Origin of the sequence: Streptomyces sp. NBC_00464, assembly GCF_036013915.1 — a bacterium.
Classification (GTDB): domain Bacteria; phylum Actinomycetota; class Actinomycetes; order Streptomycetales; family Streptomycetaceae; genus Streptomyces.
On record NZ_CP107899.1, the window covers coordinates 6,228,200 to 6,240,972 of the forward strand.

Below are 12,773 nucleotides of genomic sequence, written 5' to 3' on the forward strand. Positions count from 1 at the left end.
CAGTTGAGGAGCGCAGATGAGCATGGCTGTGGTCGGCATGGTGGCCGGCATGGCGCTCGGTTTCGCCGGGTATTTCGGCGGGTTCGGTGCCTTTCTGCTGGTGGCTGCCCTGGGGGCGATCGGCTTCATCGCCGGTCGCTTCCTCGACGGTGACCTGGAGCCCGGCGACTTCTTCCGGAGTCGCGATCGCGGCGACCGACGGCGGTGACGGCGTTGTCGGGGGCGGGCGGCCGGGTCGCCGCCGCAGAGCGCGGGGAGACCCGGATTGCCGACCGGGTCGTCGCGAAGATTGCCGCACAGGCGGCGAAGGAAGCGGTCGACGAGCCCGCGAAGGACGCCGCCTCGCCGCGGGCGACGGTCACGGTGCACCGTGACACCGCTCGCGTACGGGTGAGTCTGGAGCTCGGATATCCCAGCGACATCGGGCGCCAGTGCGGCGCGGTGCGTCGCAGGGTCGCGGAACGGGTAGAGGCGTTGGCGGGGATGGAAGTGCCCGAAGTGGCCGTACAGGTCGAGCGCCTGCACCCCTCAGGAGCGAGCCTCGCGGCGCAGGGGAGGATCCGATGACCGAGCCCCGGAACCCGGAGAACGGTGCGCAGCCCGTGGTGGAACACGGGGACGTGCTCGAACTGGACCAGTCGGCGTCGTCCGCGGCGTACGACCCGGTCCCGGCCAAGGAACGGAGCGAGGGCGGAGCGGGCCGCTTCTGGTCCGCCCGCCGCATTCCCGCGGGTATCACCGCCCTGGTGGTCCTCGGCGGCGCGGGACTGCTTCTCTACGACGTCGCGGCGGTCCGGGCCGACCACCCGGCGATGCGGTGGCGCCGCTCGCTGGCCGACGAACTGGCCGAGCGGCGGCTGGACGACGTCTGGGTGCTGACGGGCGCCGCGGTCGCGGTGGCGGTCGGACTGTGGCTGATCGTCCTCGCACTCACGCCAGGACTGCGTGATCTGCTGCCGATGCGCCGGGACCGCCCGGGCGTACGGGCCGCCCTCGACCGGACCGCGGCGGCCATGGTCCTGCGCGACCGGGCCGTGGAGGTGTCCGGTGTCCAGTCGGTCCGGGTCAGGATGGGCCGGAAGAAGGTGGGGGTGCGGGCCGTCTCGCACTTCCGTGAACTCGACGACGTACGGGCCGATCTGGACACCGTGCTCTCCACCGGCATCAAGGAACTCGGGCTGGCCAGGCAGCCGAGCCTGTCCGTCCATGTCCGCCGTCCGGCGAAGAAGGGGTGAGCGGCGTGATCGGGACCGTCAACCGGGTACTGCTCGGCCTGGCCGGACTGGTGCTGGTCTGTGTGGGCGGCGGGGTACTGGCCGCGGCGCTCGGGCTCTCCGTGCCGTCCTGGTGGCCCTGGTACGGCAAGCACGACGTACTGCTCAGTGAGGCGGACCGGGACCGCTGGCGCTCCGAGGGATGGTGGTGGCCGGTGGTGATCGCGGTCCTCGCGGTCCTGGTGGTGCTCGCGCTGTGGTGGCTGCTGGCCCAGTTCCGCCGTGCCCGCCTCTCCGAAGTGCTCGTGGACAGCGGCGACGGCGAGGGCGCGCTGCTGCGCGGCCGCGCGCTGGAGGGCGTGCTCGCGCAGGAGGCGGGCGCCCTGGACGGGGTGGCCCGCGCCCAGGTCGCGCTGACCGGCCGGCGCAGCACTCCGCAGGCCCGGATCCGGCTGCTGATGGAGCCGCACGCCGCACCCGACGAGGCGCTGGGCCGGCTCACCGACGAGGCGCTGGCCCATGCCAGGGACTCGGCGGGACTGGCGGAGCTGCCTGCAGAGGTGCGGCTGAGGGCGGTCAAGCACCGGGCGGAGCGGGTGAGCTGACGGGCGGTGCGCAGACGCGGACGGGGCCGGACGGCAGAAGTCGTCCGGCCCCGTCGTCGTTCCGCGACCGTGAGCGGGGTTCAGAAGCCGTGCCGGGACCCGCCGTCGACCGGCACCATGATGCCCGTCAGATACGAGGCGGCCGGCGAGAGCAGGAACGCCGCGGTCCGGCCGAACTCCTCCGGGGTGCCGTAGCGGCGCAGCGGGATGCGCGCCTCGTTGGCCGTGCGCGAGGCCTCCGCGTCGCCGGACAGCGCGTCCAGTTCACGTACCCGGTCCGTGTCGATCCGGGCCGGCAGCACGCCCACCACGCGGATGCCCCGCGGGCCGAGCTCGTCGGCCAGCGACTTGGCGAAGCCCGCCAGACCGGGGCGCAGCCCGTTGGAGATGGTCAGTCCGGCGATCGGCTCGTGGACGGAGCCGGAGAGCACGAAGCCGATGACCCCGCCCTCGCCGAGCGCCGTGGCCGCTGCCCGGGCCAGGCGCACCGCCCCGAGGAAGACGGATTCGAACGCCGACTGCCACTGCGCGTCGGTGTTGTCCGCGAGAAAGCCCGGCGCCGGACCGCCGACGCTGATGAGGATGCCGTCGAGCCGCCCGAACCCCTCCTGCGCGGCCTCCACAAGCCGCCGCGCCACGTCCGGGTCGGCGTTGTCGGCGGCGAGTCCGACAGCGTCCGGGCCCAGCTCGTCGGCGGCATCCCGGACGTTCTTCTCGTCGCGGCCGGTGATGATGACCTTCGCGCCGTCGGCGACCAGTGCGCGCGCAGTGGCGTTGCCCAGCCCCCGGGTCGCTCCGGTGACGATGTACACGCGGTCCTTCAGTCCAAGATCCATGGCCCTATCCTGCCGTTTCGCCCTCTGCCATGTCCTCATGGGCCTGCGCCTCGGCCAGCGCGACCGCTGTCCCCACCAGTCCGATGTGGCTGAAGGCCTGCGGGAAATTGCCCAGCTGCCGCCCGGCCGCGGTGTCGTACTCCTCGGCGAGCAGCCCCACGTCGTTGCGGAGCGCCAGCAGCCGCTCGAAGAGTTCGGTCGCCTCCTGGGTGCGCCCCGTCATGCGCAACGCGTCCGCCAGCCAGAACGAGCAGGCGAGGAAGGCGCCTTCGCCGCCCGGCAGTCCGTCGATCGAGGTGCCGTCGGTGCTGTAGCGCCGTACCAGCCCGTCGCTGCCCAGTTCGTCCCGGACGGCGTCCACCGTCCCGATGACGCGGGGGTCGTCCGGCGGCAGGAACCCGGTCCGGGCGATCAGCAGCGTCGCGGCGTCCAGGTCCCGTGACCCGTACGACTGGGTGAAGGTGTTGCGCACCGGGTCGTACCCCTTCTCGCACACCTCCCGGTGCACGGCGTCCCGCATCGCCCGCCAGCGGTCGGCGTCGCCTGTCAGCGACGGGTCCTCCTCCAGGCTGCGCACGGCACGGTCGGCCGCCACCCAGGCCATCACCTTGGAGTGCACGAAGTGGCGGCGCTGGCCGCGGATCTCCCACAGGCCCTCGTCCGGTTCGCGCCAGGTGGACTCCAGGAAGCCGAGCAGGCTCAGCTGCAGGCTCCAGGCGTGCGGCTTGTCGTCCAGACCGGCGTCCCGGGCCAGCCGGAGCGAGTCGATGACCTCGCCGTACACATCGAGCTGGCGCTGTCTGACCGCGGCGTTGCCGATCCGGACCGGGGCCGAGTGTTCGTAGCCGCGCAGCCACGGCAGCTCCGACTCGGGCAGTCTGCGTTCGCCCGCGAGCCCGTACATGATCTGCAGATCCGCCGGGTCGCCGGCGACCGCGCGCAGCAGCCAGTCCCGCCACGCGGCCGCCTCCTCCAGATATCCGGCCGAGATCAGTGCGCCGAGGGTGAGGGTGGAGTCGCGCAGCCAGCAGAAGCGGTAGTCCCAGTTCCGTACGCCGCCGATCTCCTCCGGCAGCGAGGTGGTGGGGGCGGCCACGATGCCGCCGGTCGGGCCGAAGGTGAGCGCCTTGAGGGTGATCAGCGACCGGATCACGGCTTCTCGGTAGGGGCCCTGGTACTTGCAGCGGGCGGACCATTCCGCCCAGTCGGCCAGGGTGTTCTCCAGCGCCTCGTACGGGTCGACGAGATCGGGCCGGGGCGAGTGCGAGGGGTGCCAGGTCAGGACGAAGGCGACCCGTTCGCCGGCGGAGACGCTGAACGAGGAACACGTGGAGAACTGCTGACCCCAGGTCTTGACCGGCGGTTCGCTGCGCAGCCACGCCGAATCCGGCCCCGCGACCGCCACCCGGTGGCCGTCCGAGCGGCGCATCCACGGCACGACGGAGCCGAAGTCGAAGCGCAGCCGGATCACCGAGGACATGTCGACGGTGCCGCTGACGCCCTCGATGATCCGCATCACATCGGGCTCGTGGTCGCGCTGCGGCATGAAGTCGATGACCTTGACCGTGCCGGTGCGGGTCTCCCAGAAGGTCTCCAGGACGAGGGAGTCGCCCGCGTAGGCGCGCCGGGTGCAGGTGTCCGCGCCCTTGGGCGCGATGGTCCAGTGGCCGTTGTCCTCGTCGCCGAGGAGCGCGGCGAAGCAGGCGCCCGAGTCGAAGCGGGGCAGACAGAGCCAGTCGACAGAACCGTTCCTGCCGACCAGGGCGGCTGTCTGGAGATCGCCGATGAGGGCGTAGTCCTCGATGCGTGGGGTCACGTTGTGGCGTGTTCCCGAACCTGGCCCCCGCTAAGCAGTCGCGGTGTGAGGAGAGGCGGGAGTCACCCCGGCGGACGCCGCTGCGGACGTGCCGTCAGGCCTTCGCCGGCTCGGGCTCCGCCGCATCGGCCTGCGCGGCGGCCTCGGCCGCCGCCGCCACCCGGTCGCGCTTCTCACGGCGGGCCAGCACCACATAGCCGACCGGGACACCGGCGGCGAACAGCCACCACTGCACGGCGTATGCCATGTGCGGGCCGATGGAGCTGTCGTCGGGAGCCTCGATGAGCTCGGGGGTGTCGCCCTTGGGCTCCGGCCCGGTCTGCTCGATGTAGCCGCCGAGCACCGGCCGGGACAGGAGCTTCGCCTGCTGGGCGCTGTTGATCAGCATCACCTGGCGGTCCGGCAGGTCCGAGATGTCCTTGATGCCGCTGGCGCTTGTCGTCTCGTCGGCCTTCAGCCGCCCGGTGACGGTCACCTCGCCCTTGGGTACGGCCGGTACGTCGGGGAAGGCGTGCTGGTCGGCGGCGGACGGGACCCAGCCGCGGTTGATCATGACCGTGCCGCCGCCCTTGAGGTCGAACGGGATCAGCACATGGACGCCGATGGAGCCGTCGGTGGCGGTGCGGCGCCGTACGACGACCTCGTGCTTCTCGTCGTACGTCCCGGTGGCGGTCACCGCGCGCCAGTAGTCGGAGCGCGGAACGACATGCCCCGGGGAGGTGAGCGCGGCGACCGGCTCGGGCCTCGCCTTGAGGTTGTGCGAGATCAGGGCGTTCTGCGCGACCTTGTGCTCATGCCGGTGCAGCTGCCAGAAACCCAGCTCGACCATCGTCGGAATCATGACGAGGGCGATGAGGGCGAGAATCAGCCACTGCCGGGTCAACAGGAAGCGGTACACCCCATGACGGTACAACTGCGTCATGGGGCGCATTGCGGAGGGGGTGGGGGCAGGGACGCGGCGCTGGGGCCTGTCGTCAAACTGCCGTCTGCCGCGCGACGCCATGCACGCACTCTCGCCGCACCGGCCCCAGGCCCCGGTACGTCCAGTACAGGGGCCTGGAGCCGGCACGCCGAGAGCTTGGGGAAGCACCTGACGCCGCGCGGCCGCCCTTCGGGCGACGACGGCAGTCTGACGACAGGCCCCCGCTGCTCAGACTTTGTCGATGATGCCCACCTTCCCCTCCGCGCGGGCGCAGTGGCCGCCGCAGAACCAGTGCCCGTCGACCTCCACGCCCTGGCCGATGACCTGGACCCGGCAGTGCTCACAGATCGGCGCCATGCGGTGAATGGCGCAGGAGAAGCAGTCGAAGACGTGAATCGCGCCCTGCGCGTGCACCTCGAAGGACATCCCGTAGTCGTTTCCGCAAACCTCACAACGTGCCATGCGCCACAGGGTGGGACGCGAGGGCGGCGGCGGGCGAGCGGTGGGCGGGCGAGTCGCCCCCGGTTCACTCCGATGACGGCGTCGGCGCCGGGACCTTCTTTGCCGCGGCCACATCCCGCAGGAGGTGGGTGAAGGCGCTCTCCTCCAGGATCGGGGTGCCGAACGACTTGGCCTTCGCCGTCTTCGACGTCGCCGCGTCCGGGTCGTTGGTCACGAGCAGACTCGTCAGCCGGGAGACGCTGGTCGCCACATGCAGCCCCGCCTCCACCGCCCGGTCCTCCAGTAGTTCACGGTCGATCGAGGTGTCCCCGGAGAACGCCACCCGCATGCCCTGCATGAGAGGTTTGTCCTTCTCGTACCGCCCCGGATTCGGATACGGGCAGGCCGGGCGCTTGCGCGAGGGGCGCCAGCTGTTCTGCGCGCTGTACGAGGACTGGTAGCCGATCCGCGGGGTGACGGGGGAGTCCGACCACTCGGTCAGCGGCCGGCACTCCAGCAGCGGCAGCCGCATCCCGCCCCGGGCCGCCGCGTGCAGGCTCGGGCGGAACGCCTCGGCCAGCACCCGCGCGTCGTCCAGCGCGTGGTGCGCGTGCTGCTGCACCACACCGAAGTGCGCGGCCAGCGATTCCAGCTTGTGGTTGGGCAGCGGCAGCCGCAGCTCCTTGGAGAGCGCGATGGTGCACAGCCGCTGCTGGACGGGGGCGATCACCGATGCTCGCGCGTACTCCCGGGCGAGCATCGACCAGTCGAAGGCGGCGTTGTGCGCGACGAGGACGCGGTCGGCGAGCCGCTCGGAGAGCTGGGCGGCCACCTCCGGGAAGAGCGGGGCGCCTTCGAGCACGTCACTGGTCAGCCCGTGGATCCAGACGGGGCCGGGATCGCGCTGCGGGTTGACGAGGGTGTACCAGTGGTCCTCGACATTGCCCTGTGCGTCCAGGCGGTAGACGGCGGCGGAGATTATCCGGTCGTCCCGTGCGAGTCCGGTGGTCTCCACGTCGACGACCGCGTACCCCTGCGGGTAGGCGGTCGGCCACGGTGCTGCGGTCTGGCGGTCGTCGAGCATGGTCACAGAGAATACGGGCCGCCACCGACAGTCCCCTATTCGGCCGTCACCCCCGGTCCGCCCAGGACCCGTCGGCCGGGCTTCCGCGGCCGGCCAGCAGTCCGTCCACCAGGGCCCGCACGGAGGCGGCGAACAAGCGGTCCGGGTCGGCGGGCCGGGTCAGTGCCCGGGCCAGTGCCGGATCGTCGTCCGCGGTGGAGGCGGACCACAGATCGCCCTCCGCCGGTGACTGGACGGGGGACCGCTCCCGGTTGCGTTCGACGAGCAGGAAGCCGACGGTGTGGAACTGCACCGCCCGTACCGCGTCCGCCGCCCGGGCGCCGCGCAGACCGGCGGAGTGGACCTCGTGGACGAGTGCCTGCTGGGCCGGCAGGAACATCTGTTCCGTCAGCCCCCGTTCGTGGACCATCGCGATCAGATGCGGGCGGGCGCGCAGTTCGCGGCGCAGCCCCCGGGCCACGGAGACGATCCGGGCGGCCGGGCCGCGACCGGCGGGGCGCAGGGTGCCCATCTCCTGGACGGTGCGCTCGACGAGAGCGTCCAGGAGCGACTCGCGGTTGCCGACGTGCCAGTAGATCGATGTGACGGCGGTGCCCAGCTCGGCGGCCAGCTTGCGCATGGTGAGGGCCTGCGGACCGTGCTGCCGTACGAGTCCCGCAGCGGCAGCGAGGACCTCCTCGCGGGTCAGCGACGATCGCGCCACAGCTCCTCCGGTCTCCAGAACTCCGTTACACGCACGGCTATTTACCCTTCGCGGGCACCGGTGTAACTGTGTTACAGAACCCGGCACGGACAACCGAGAAGGGTGGCACCGCATGGCACGTGTACGGTACGGCGCGCGCACCGAGGCCGAGATAGCGGCATCCCGTGAGGCCCGCTCCCGGCTCCCCGACATCTGGTCCACCGGCGTGACCGCGGTCTGGGAGAGCGACGCCGACGCGGTGGCGGCCGTCCTCCCCCCGCCCCTGAAACCCTCCGGGCGCCCGCTGGTGCGGGCGAGCATCAGCAAGGTCGACCTCCCCGGCTACCCCCTGGGTGCGGGCTCCGTCGCCGTCGCCGCCGTCCACGACGGGCACGAGGGCTGGTACCCGCTGGTCATGCCGATGACCCATGAGCGGGCCCTGACCGGCGGCCGTGAGGTGTTCGGCGAGCCGAAGAAGCTGGGCGAGGTGAGCGTGGAGCGCGAGGGACTCGTCGTGCAGGCCTCGCTCGCCCGCCACGGCATCGCCTTCGTCGAGATCCGCGGCGCGGTCGCCGAACCGCTTCCGCTGCCCGCACCGGCCACCAAGCTCGACTTCTACTTCAAGTTCCTGCCCGCCGTGGACGGTGAGGGCTTCGAAGCCGATCCCGTCCTGATCCACTGCACCCGCCACGAGAAGGTCCGCCGGCTGGAGCGGATCACCGGCGACGTGGTGCTGCGCGAGTCCATGTACGACCCGGTCGCCGACCTCCCCGTGCTCCGCGTCGTCGACCTCACCATCGGTGAGAAGACCAGCGACCAGCAGGGCCGGGCCGTCGAGCGGGTGAGCGCCGACGCGCTGCTGCCGTACATCCACCAGCGCTACGACGACCCGCAGCAGATCCACGACGGCCCGCCGCGAGGGAGTGTCCGATGAGGCTTCAGGAGGGACAGGTCGCCGTCGTCACGGGCGCCGCGAGCGGCATCGGCCTCGCGATGGCCCGGCGGTTCGCCGCCGAGGGGCTGAAGGTCGTGCTCGCCGACGTGGAGGAGGGCGCACTCGACGAGGCGGCCGGTGAACTGCGCGCGGAGGGCGCGAAGGTGCTGGCCCGGCCCGTCGACGTCAGCGAGCGCGACTCCGTGCGGGCGCTGGCCGAGGCCGCGTACGACACCTTCGGCGCCGTACATGTGCTGTGCAACAACGCCGGGGTCGGCTCCGGGGCCGAGGGCCGGATGTGGGAGCACGAACCCAACGACTGGAAGTGGGCCTTCGCCGTCAACGTGTGGGGCGTCTTCCACGGCATCCAGGCCTTCCTGCCGCGCATGCTGGCCGAAGGCACCCCCGGCCACGTCGTCAACACCTCGTCCGGTGACGGCGGGATCGCCCCGCTGCCCACCGCGTCCGTGTACGCGGTCACCAAGTCCGCCGTCGTCACGATGACCGAGTCGCTGTACGCCCATCTGAAGGCGGAGGGCGCGTCGGTCGGCGCCTCGGTCCTCTTCCCCGGCCCGCACATGCTGCGCACCGGACTGTGGGAGTCGCACCGCAACAGGCCCGAGCGGTACGCCAAGGAGCGCCCGCGCAGGACCCCGTACCGCAGCCTCGACCAGTGGGAGAAGGCCATGAAGGCGGGCGGCCACGAGGTGGAGTTCACGCCCGTCGAGGACGTCGCCGCGACCGTCGTGGACGGCATCCGCGCCGACCGCTTCTGGATGCTGCCGGACAGCGAGCACAGCGACCGGCAGATCCGCGCCAGGTCGCAGTCGATGCTGGACCGGGCCAACCCGTCGTATCTGGAAAGTTTCGTACTCGACTGAGGAGCCAGGTCCTAGCGATGACTGACGACCCGTATCTGATCATCTCCTCCGACTGCCACGCCGGACTGCCCACCGAGGAGTACCGGCCCTACCTCGACAGCCGCTACCTCCGCGAGTTCGACGAGTTCCTGGACGGCCGCGACCGCCGCCGCGAGGAGATGACCCGCCTCGGCGTACGCAACGAGGCCTTCGCCGACAAGTGGTTCCACGACAACGAGGAAGGGCTGAAGGGCGGCTGGGACGCCACCCAGAGGCTCAAGGAGCTCGACGGCGACGGCGTGGCCGCCGAGGTCGTCTTCCCCGACGCGGACGCCGTCGACAGCCGCACAGCCGCCCCCTTCGGGGTCGGCCTCGGCCTCTCCGGCGACCAGGACCCCGAGCTGGGCATGGCCGGCGCACAGGCCCACAACCGCTGGCTCGCCGACTTCGTCTCGCAGCACCCCGAACGCCACTGCGGCGTCGCGCTGCTGCCCGTCACCGGTGAGGTGGACCGGGTCGTCGCCGAGATCCACCGGGCGAAGGAGTCCGGCCTCGGCGCCCTGATGATCCCCTCCATGTGGGTGGACAAGGCTCCGTACCACGACCGCCGTTACGACCCCGTGTGGGCGGCCGCCGCCGAGGCCGCGATGCCGATCGTCACCCATTCCGGCGCCGCGCCCCGCCACGAGTACGGCGACCACCTCGGCATCTACGTCTCCGAGGTCACCTGGTGGCCGTCCCGCCCGCTCTGGTTCCTCCTCTGGTCGGGCGCCTTCGAGCGCCACCCCGGGCTGAAGTTCGGCGTCGCCGAGTCCGGCTGCTGGTGGCTGCCGAACCTCCTGTGGTTCATGGACCGGCTCTACCTCGGCGCCCACGGCGGCAAGAAGCTCTCCCCGTTCGCCGAACTGAAGCGCCCACCGCACGAGTACCTCGACCGCCAGGTGTTCATCTGCGCCACCAACACCAAGCGCCGCGAGCTCGCCCAGCGGTACGAGATCGGCGTCGGCAACATCCTGTGGGGAAGCGACTTCCCGCATCCCGAGGGCACCTGGCCCAACACCGCGAACTGGCTGCGCAACACCTTCCACGACATCCCCGTCGCCGAGACCCGGGTGATGCTGGGCCTCGCCGCCGCCGAGGTCTTCGGTTTCGACACGGACAAGCTCGCCCCGCTGGCGGCCCGCATCGGCCCCACCCCCGCCGACCTGGGCCAGAGCACCGACCAGGCGGCGGTCGAGGCCTCCTGGGCCCGCTCGCGGGACGTCGGCCGGCACTGGCTGACCGACCACGACTTCCCGGTTCTGGGGGCATCGTGACCGACCGCTACACCGTCATCTCCGCCGACTGCCACGCCGGCGCCGACCTCCTGGACTACAAGCCGTACCTGGAGGCGAAGCACCACGACGACTTCGACGCCTGGGCGGCGACCTACGTCAACCCGTACGAGGACCTGGTCGCCGACACCGCCGACCGCAACTGGAACTCGGACCGCCGCCTCGCCGACCTGGAGGCGGACGGCATCGTCGCGGAGGTCGTCTTCCCCAACACCATCCCGCCCTTCTTCCCCTCCGCCTCCCTGATGGCCCCGGCGCCCTCCCGCCAGGAGTACGAACAGCGCTGGGCCGGGCTGCGCGCCCACAACCGCTGGCTCGCCGACTTCTGCGCGGCCGCCCCCGGCAGGCGGGCGGGCGTCGCCCAGATCCTCCTCAACGACCCGGCCGAAGCGGTGCGCGAGGTCCGGCGCACCAAGGAGGCGGGCCTCACCGGCGGCATCCTGCTGCCCGGCGCCCCGCCGGGCTCCGGCATCCCGGAGCTGTACTCCCAGGTGTACGACCCGCTGTGGGCGGTCTGCGCGGAGCTGGACGTACCCGTCAACCACCACGGCGGCTCCGCCTCCCCGCCGCTCGGCGACGAACCGGCGGCCCGCGCGGTCTTCATGGTCGAGACGACGTGGTTCTCGCACCGAGCGCTGTGGCACCTGATCTTCGGCGGTGCGTTCCGCCGTCACCCCGATCTGAAGCTGGTCCTCACCGAACAGGGCTCCGGCTGGATCCCGGGCATCGTGGAGATGCTCGACTACTACCACGGCCGCCTGGTCGCGGCGGCGACCCGGGCGGCCACCGCCGAGTCCAAGTTCGGCGCGGGGCTGTCGGCTTCGATGGGTGCACGCCCCAGCGAGGTCTGGCGCGACAACTGCTTCGTCGGCGCCAGCTTCATGCGCCCGCACGAGGTGCCGCTGCGCGACCGGATCGGCCTCGACAAGATCATGTGGGGCAGCGACTACCCGCACGACGAGGGCACCGCCCCGTACTCACGGGAGGGCCTGCGGATCGCGTACGCGGGACTGCCGCCGGCCGAGATCGCGGCCATGACCGGCGGAAACGCCGCCCGCGTCTACGGATTCGACCTGCCGGCGCTGGACCGTATCGCCGCCACCGTCGGCCCGACGGTGGCGGAGATCGCCGAGCCTCTGAAGGAGGTCCCGCAGGACGCGACGAGCCCCGCCTTCGCGCCGGGTGGGTCGGTGCGGGTCTGGTGACGCCCTGAGGTGAGACCATCCCCGGATGACGGATACCCCGGCGCACGACGAACCCCATGGCGGCGGTCTGGGCGCGCGGCTCAACTGGCTGCGCGCCGCGGTCCTCGGGGCCAACGACGGTGTGGTCTCCACCGCCGGGCTCGTCGTCGGCGTCGCCGGGGCCACCGGGGACCGCGGCACGCTGCTGACGGCGGGCCTGGCCGGGCTGCTGGCCGGGTCCATGTCGATGGCGGCGGGCGAGTACGTGTCCGTCTCCACCCAGCGCGATTCGGAGAAGGCCGCGCTGGCGACGGAGAAGCGCGAGCTACAGGAGACCCCGGAGGCGGAACTCGCCGAGCTCACCGGTCTGTTGCAGGGCAAGGGCCTGAGTCGCGAGGTGGCCCGCGAGGCCGCCGTCCAGCTCACCGAACGCGACGCGCTGCGCGCCCACGCGGAGGTCGAGCTGGGCATCGACCCGGACGACCTGACGAACCCCTGGCACGCGGCGGGCGCCAGCTTCCTGGCGTTCACGGCAGGGGCGCTGCTGCCCCTGCTGGCGATCGTGCTGCCGCCGTCGTCGGTCCGCCTCCTGGTGACCGTGCTGTCGGTGCTCGCGGCGCTGGCCCTGACGGGCTGGTGGAGCGCCCGGCTGGGCGACGCGGCGGTGGGCCCGGCGGTGCTGCGCAACATGGGCGGGGGAGCGGTGGCGATGGCCGTGACGTATGCGGCGGGGCAGCTGCTGGGGGCGGCCGGGGTCTGAGGCTCTCCTGTGGGAAGGTGCCAAAGACTGCTGACAACATGTCTCGCATACTTGTTGGTAACAACGTCTAGTCGGGGGCCGACCTGCGGCTCTACGGTGCA

15 protein-coding genes are annotated in these 12,773 nt (G+C 71.9%); 9 read left to right on the forward strand and 6 right to left on the reverse strand.

The window, feature by feature from the left end; all coding sequences use genetic code 11:
• The first annotated feature begins 16 nt into the window (after positions 1 to 16).
• The 4 genes from OG912_RS28010 to amaP are packed head-to-tail and all read left to right on the forward strand — an operon-like array spanning position 17 to position 1,819.
• Positions 17 to 208 (forward strand): hypothetical protein, encoded by a 192-nt coding sequence (locus tag OG912_RS28010; RefSeq protein WP_136330255.1) that lies wholly within the window; start codon positions 17 to 19, stop codon positions 206 to 208.
• Positions 205 to 567, forward strand: coding sequence for an Asp23/Gls24 family envelope stress response protein (locus OG912_RS28015; RefSeq protein WP_148015978.1), 363 nt, complete (start codon positions 205 to 207; stop codon positions 565 to 567). Before OG912_RS28010 ends, OG912_RS28015 begins: the two co-directional genes overlap by 4 nt.
• Positions 564 to 1,235, forward strand: coding sequence for a DUF6286 domain-containing protein (locus tag OG912_RS28020; protein ID WP_327711767.1), 672 nt, complete (start codon positions 564 to 566; stop codon positions 1,233 to 1,235). Before OG912_RS28015 ends, OG912_RS28020 begins: the two co-directional genes overlap by 4 nt.
• Positions 1,232 to 1,819: an alkaline shock response membrane anchor protein AmaP gene (gene amaP, locus OG912_RS28025; protein WP_326735454.1), complete on the forward strand. Its 588-nt coding sequence runs from the start codon at positions 1,232 to 1,234 to the stop codon at positions 1,817 to 1,819. The genes OG912_RS28020 and amaP overlap by 4 nt, the downstream gene beginning before the upstream one ends.
• Positions 1,820 to 1,899: 80 nt before the next feature.
• Here amaP and OG912_RS28030 read toward each other — a convergent pair whose 3' ends face one another.
• The 6 genes from OG912_RS28030 to OG912_RS28055 all read right to left on the reverse strand — a co-directional run bounded on the left by OG912_RS28030 (position 1,900) and on the right by OG912_RS28055 (position 7,621).
• Entirely contained in the window at positions 1,900 to 2,655 is a 756-nt protein-coding gene (locus tag OG912_RS28030; protein ID WP_327711768.1) for an SDR family oxidoreductase, read from the reverse strand.
• Positions 2,656 to 2,659: 4 nt separating this feature from the next.
• Positions 2,660 to 4,471, reverse strand: coding sequence for a glycoside hydrolase family 15 protein (locus OG912_RS28035; protein ID WP_327711769.1), 1,812 nt, complete (start codon positions 4,469 to 4,471; stop codon positions 2,660 to 2,662).
• A 94-nt stretch (positions 4,472 to 4,565) separates the two neighbouring features.
• Positions 4,566 to 5,369, reverse strand: coding sequence for an SURF1 family cytochrome oxidase biogenesis protein (locus OG912_RS28040; RefSeq protein ID WP_326740549.1), 804 nt, complete (start codon positions 5,367 to 5,369; stop codon positions 4,566 to 4,568).
• A 252-nt stretch (positions 5,370 to 5,621) separates the two neighbouring features.
• Positions 5,622 to 5,855, reverse strand: a complete 234-nt coding sequence (locus tag OG912_RS28045) for a hypothetical protein (RefSeq protein ID WP_073735263.1) — start codon at positions 5,853 to 5,855, stop codon at positions 5,622 to 5,624.
• Positions 5,856 to 5,919: 64 nt separating this feature from the next.
• Entirely contained in the window at positions 5,920 to 6,924 is a 1,005-nt protein-coding gene (locus OG912_RS28050) for a DEDDh family exonuclease (RefSeq protein ID WP_326735451.1), read from the reverse strand.
• 40 nt (positions 6,925 to 6,964) lie between these two features.
• Complete coding sequence (locus OG912_RS28055) at positions 6,965 to 7,621, reverse strand: TetR/AcrR family transcriptional regulator (protein ID WP_327711770.1); 657 nt, start codon at positions 7,619 to 7,621, stop codon at positions 6,965 to 6,967.
• Positions 7,622 to 7,733: 112 nt separating this feature from the next.
• On the opposite strand from OG912_RS28055, the gene OG912_RS28060 reads away from it, so the two are divergent.
• Genes OG912_RS28060 through OG912_RS28080 form a run of 5 tightly spaced genes read left to right on the forward strand, consistent with a single transcriptional unit; the run spans position 7,734 to position 12,672 of the window.
• Complete coding sequence (locus OG912_RS28060) at positions 7,734 to 8,534, forward strand: acetoacetate decarboxylase family protein (protein ID WP_327711771.1); 801 nt, start codon at positions 7,734 to 7,736, stop codon at positions 8,532 to 8,534.
• Positions 8,531 to 9,415: an SDR family NAD(P)-dependent oxidoreductase gene (locus OG912_RS28065; RefSeq protein WP_327711772.1), complete on the forward strand. Its 885-nt coding sequence runs from the start codon at positions 8,531 to 8,533 to the stop codon at positions 9,413 to 9,415. Before OG912_RS28060 ends, OG912_RS28065 begins: the two co-directional genes overlap by 4 nt.
• Before the next feature lie 17 nt (positions 9,416 to 9,432).
• Complete coding sequence (locus tag OG912_RS28070; protein WP_327711773.1) at positions 9,433 to 10,710, forward strand: amidohydrolase family protein; 1,278 nt, start codon at positions 9,433 to 9,435, stop codon at positions 10,708 to 10,710.
• Complete coding sequence (locus tag OG912_RS28075; RefSeq protein ID WP_327713568.1) at positions 10,704 to 11,933, forward strand: amidohydrolase family protein; 1,230 nt, start codon at positions 10,704 to 10,706, stop codon at positions 11,931 to 11,933. The genes OG912_RS28070 and OG912_RS28075 overlap by 7 nt, the downstream gene beginning before the upstream one ends.
• 25 nt (positions 11,934 to 11,958) lie before the next feature.
• Positions 11,959 to 12,672, forward strand: coding sequence for a VIT1/CCC1 transporter family protein (locus OG912_RS28080; RefSeq protein WP_327711774.1), 714 nt, complete (start codon positions 11,959 to 11,961; stop codon positions 12,670 to 12,672).
• Positions 12,673 to 12,773: the final 101 nt, after the last annotated feature.

What these genes read in the sequence shown, in the direction of transcription:
- OG912_RS28070 (WP_327711773.1), top strand. Translation starts at nt 9,433, where the DNA reads ATGACTGACGACCCGTATCTGATCATCTCCTCCGACTGCCACGCCGGA.
- OG912_RS28030 (WP_327711768.1), bottom strand. Translation starts at nt 2,655, where the DNA reads ATGGATCTTGGACTGAAGGACCGCGTGTACATCGTCACCGGAGCGACC.
- OG912_RS28080 (WP_327711774.1), top strand. Translation starts at nt 11,959, where the DNA reads ATGACGGATACCCCGGCGCACGACGAACCCCATGGCGGCGGTCTGGGC.
- OG912_RS28065 (WP_327711772.1), top strand. Translation starts at nt 8,531, where the DNA reads ATGAGGCTTCAGGAGGGACAGGTCGCCGTCGTCACGGGCGCCGCGAGC.
- OG912_RS28010 (WP_136330255.1), top strand. Translation starts at nt 17, where the DNA reads ATGAGCATGGCTGTGGTCGGCATGGTGGCCGGCATGGCGCTCGGTTTC.
- OG912_RS28060 (WP_327711771.1), top strand. Translation starts at nt 7,734, where the DNA reads ATGGCACGTGTACGGTACGGCGCGCGCACCGAGGCCGAGATAGCGGCA.
- OG912_RS28020 (WP_327711767.1), top strand. Translation starts at nt 564, where the DNA reads ATGACCGAGCCCCGGAACCCGGAGAACGGTGCGCAGCCCGTGGTGGAA.
- OG912_RS28045 (WP_073735263.1), bottom strand. Translation starts at nt 5,855, where the DNA reads ATGGCACGTTGTGAGGTTTGCGGAAACGACTACGGGATGTCCTTCGAG.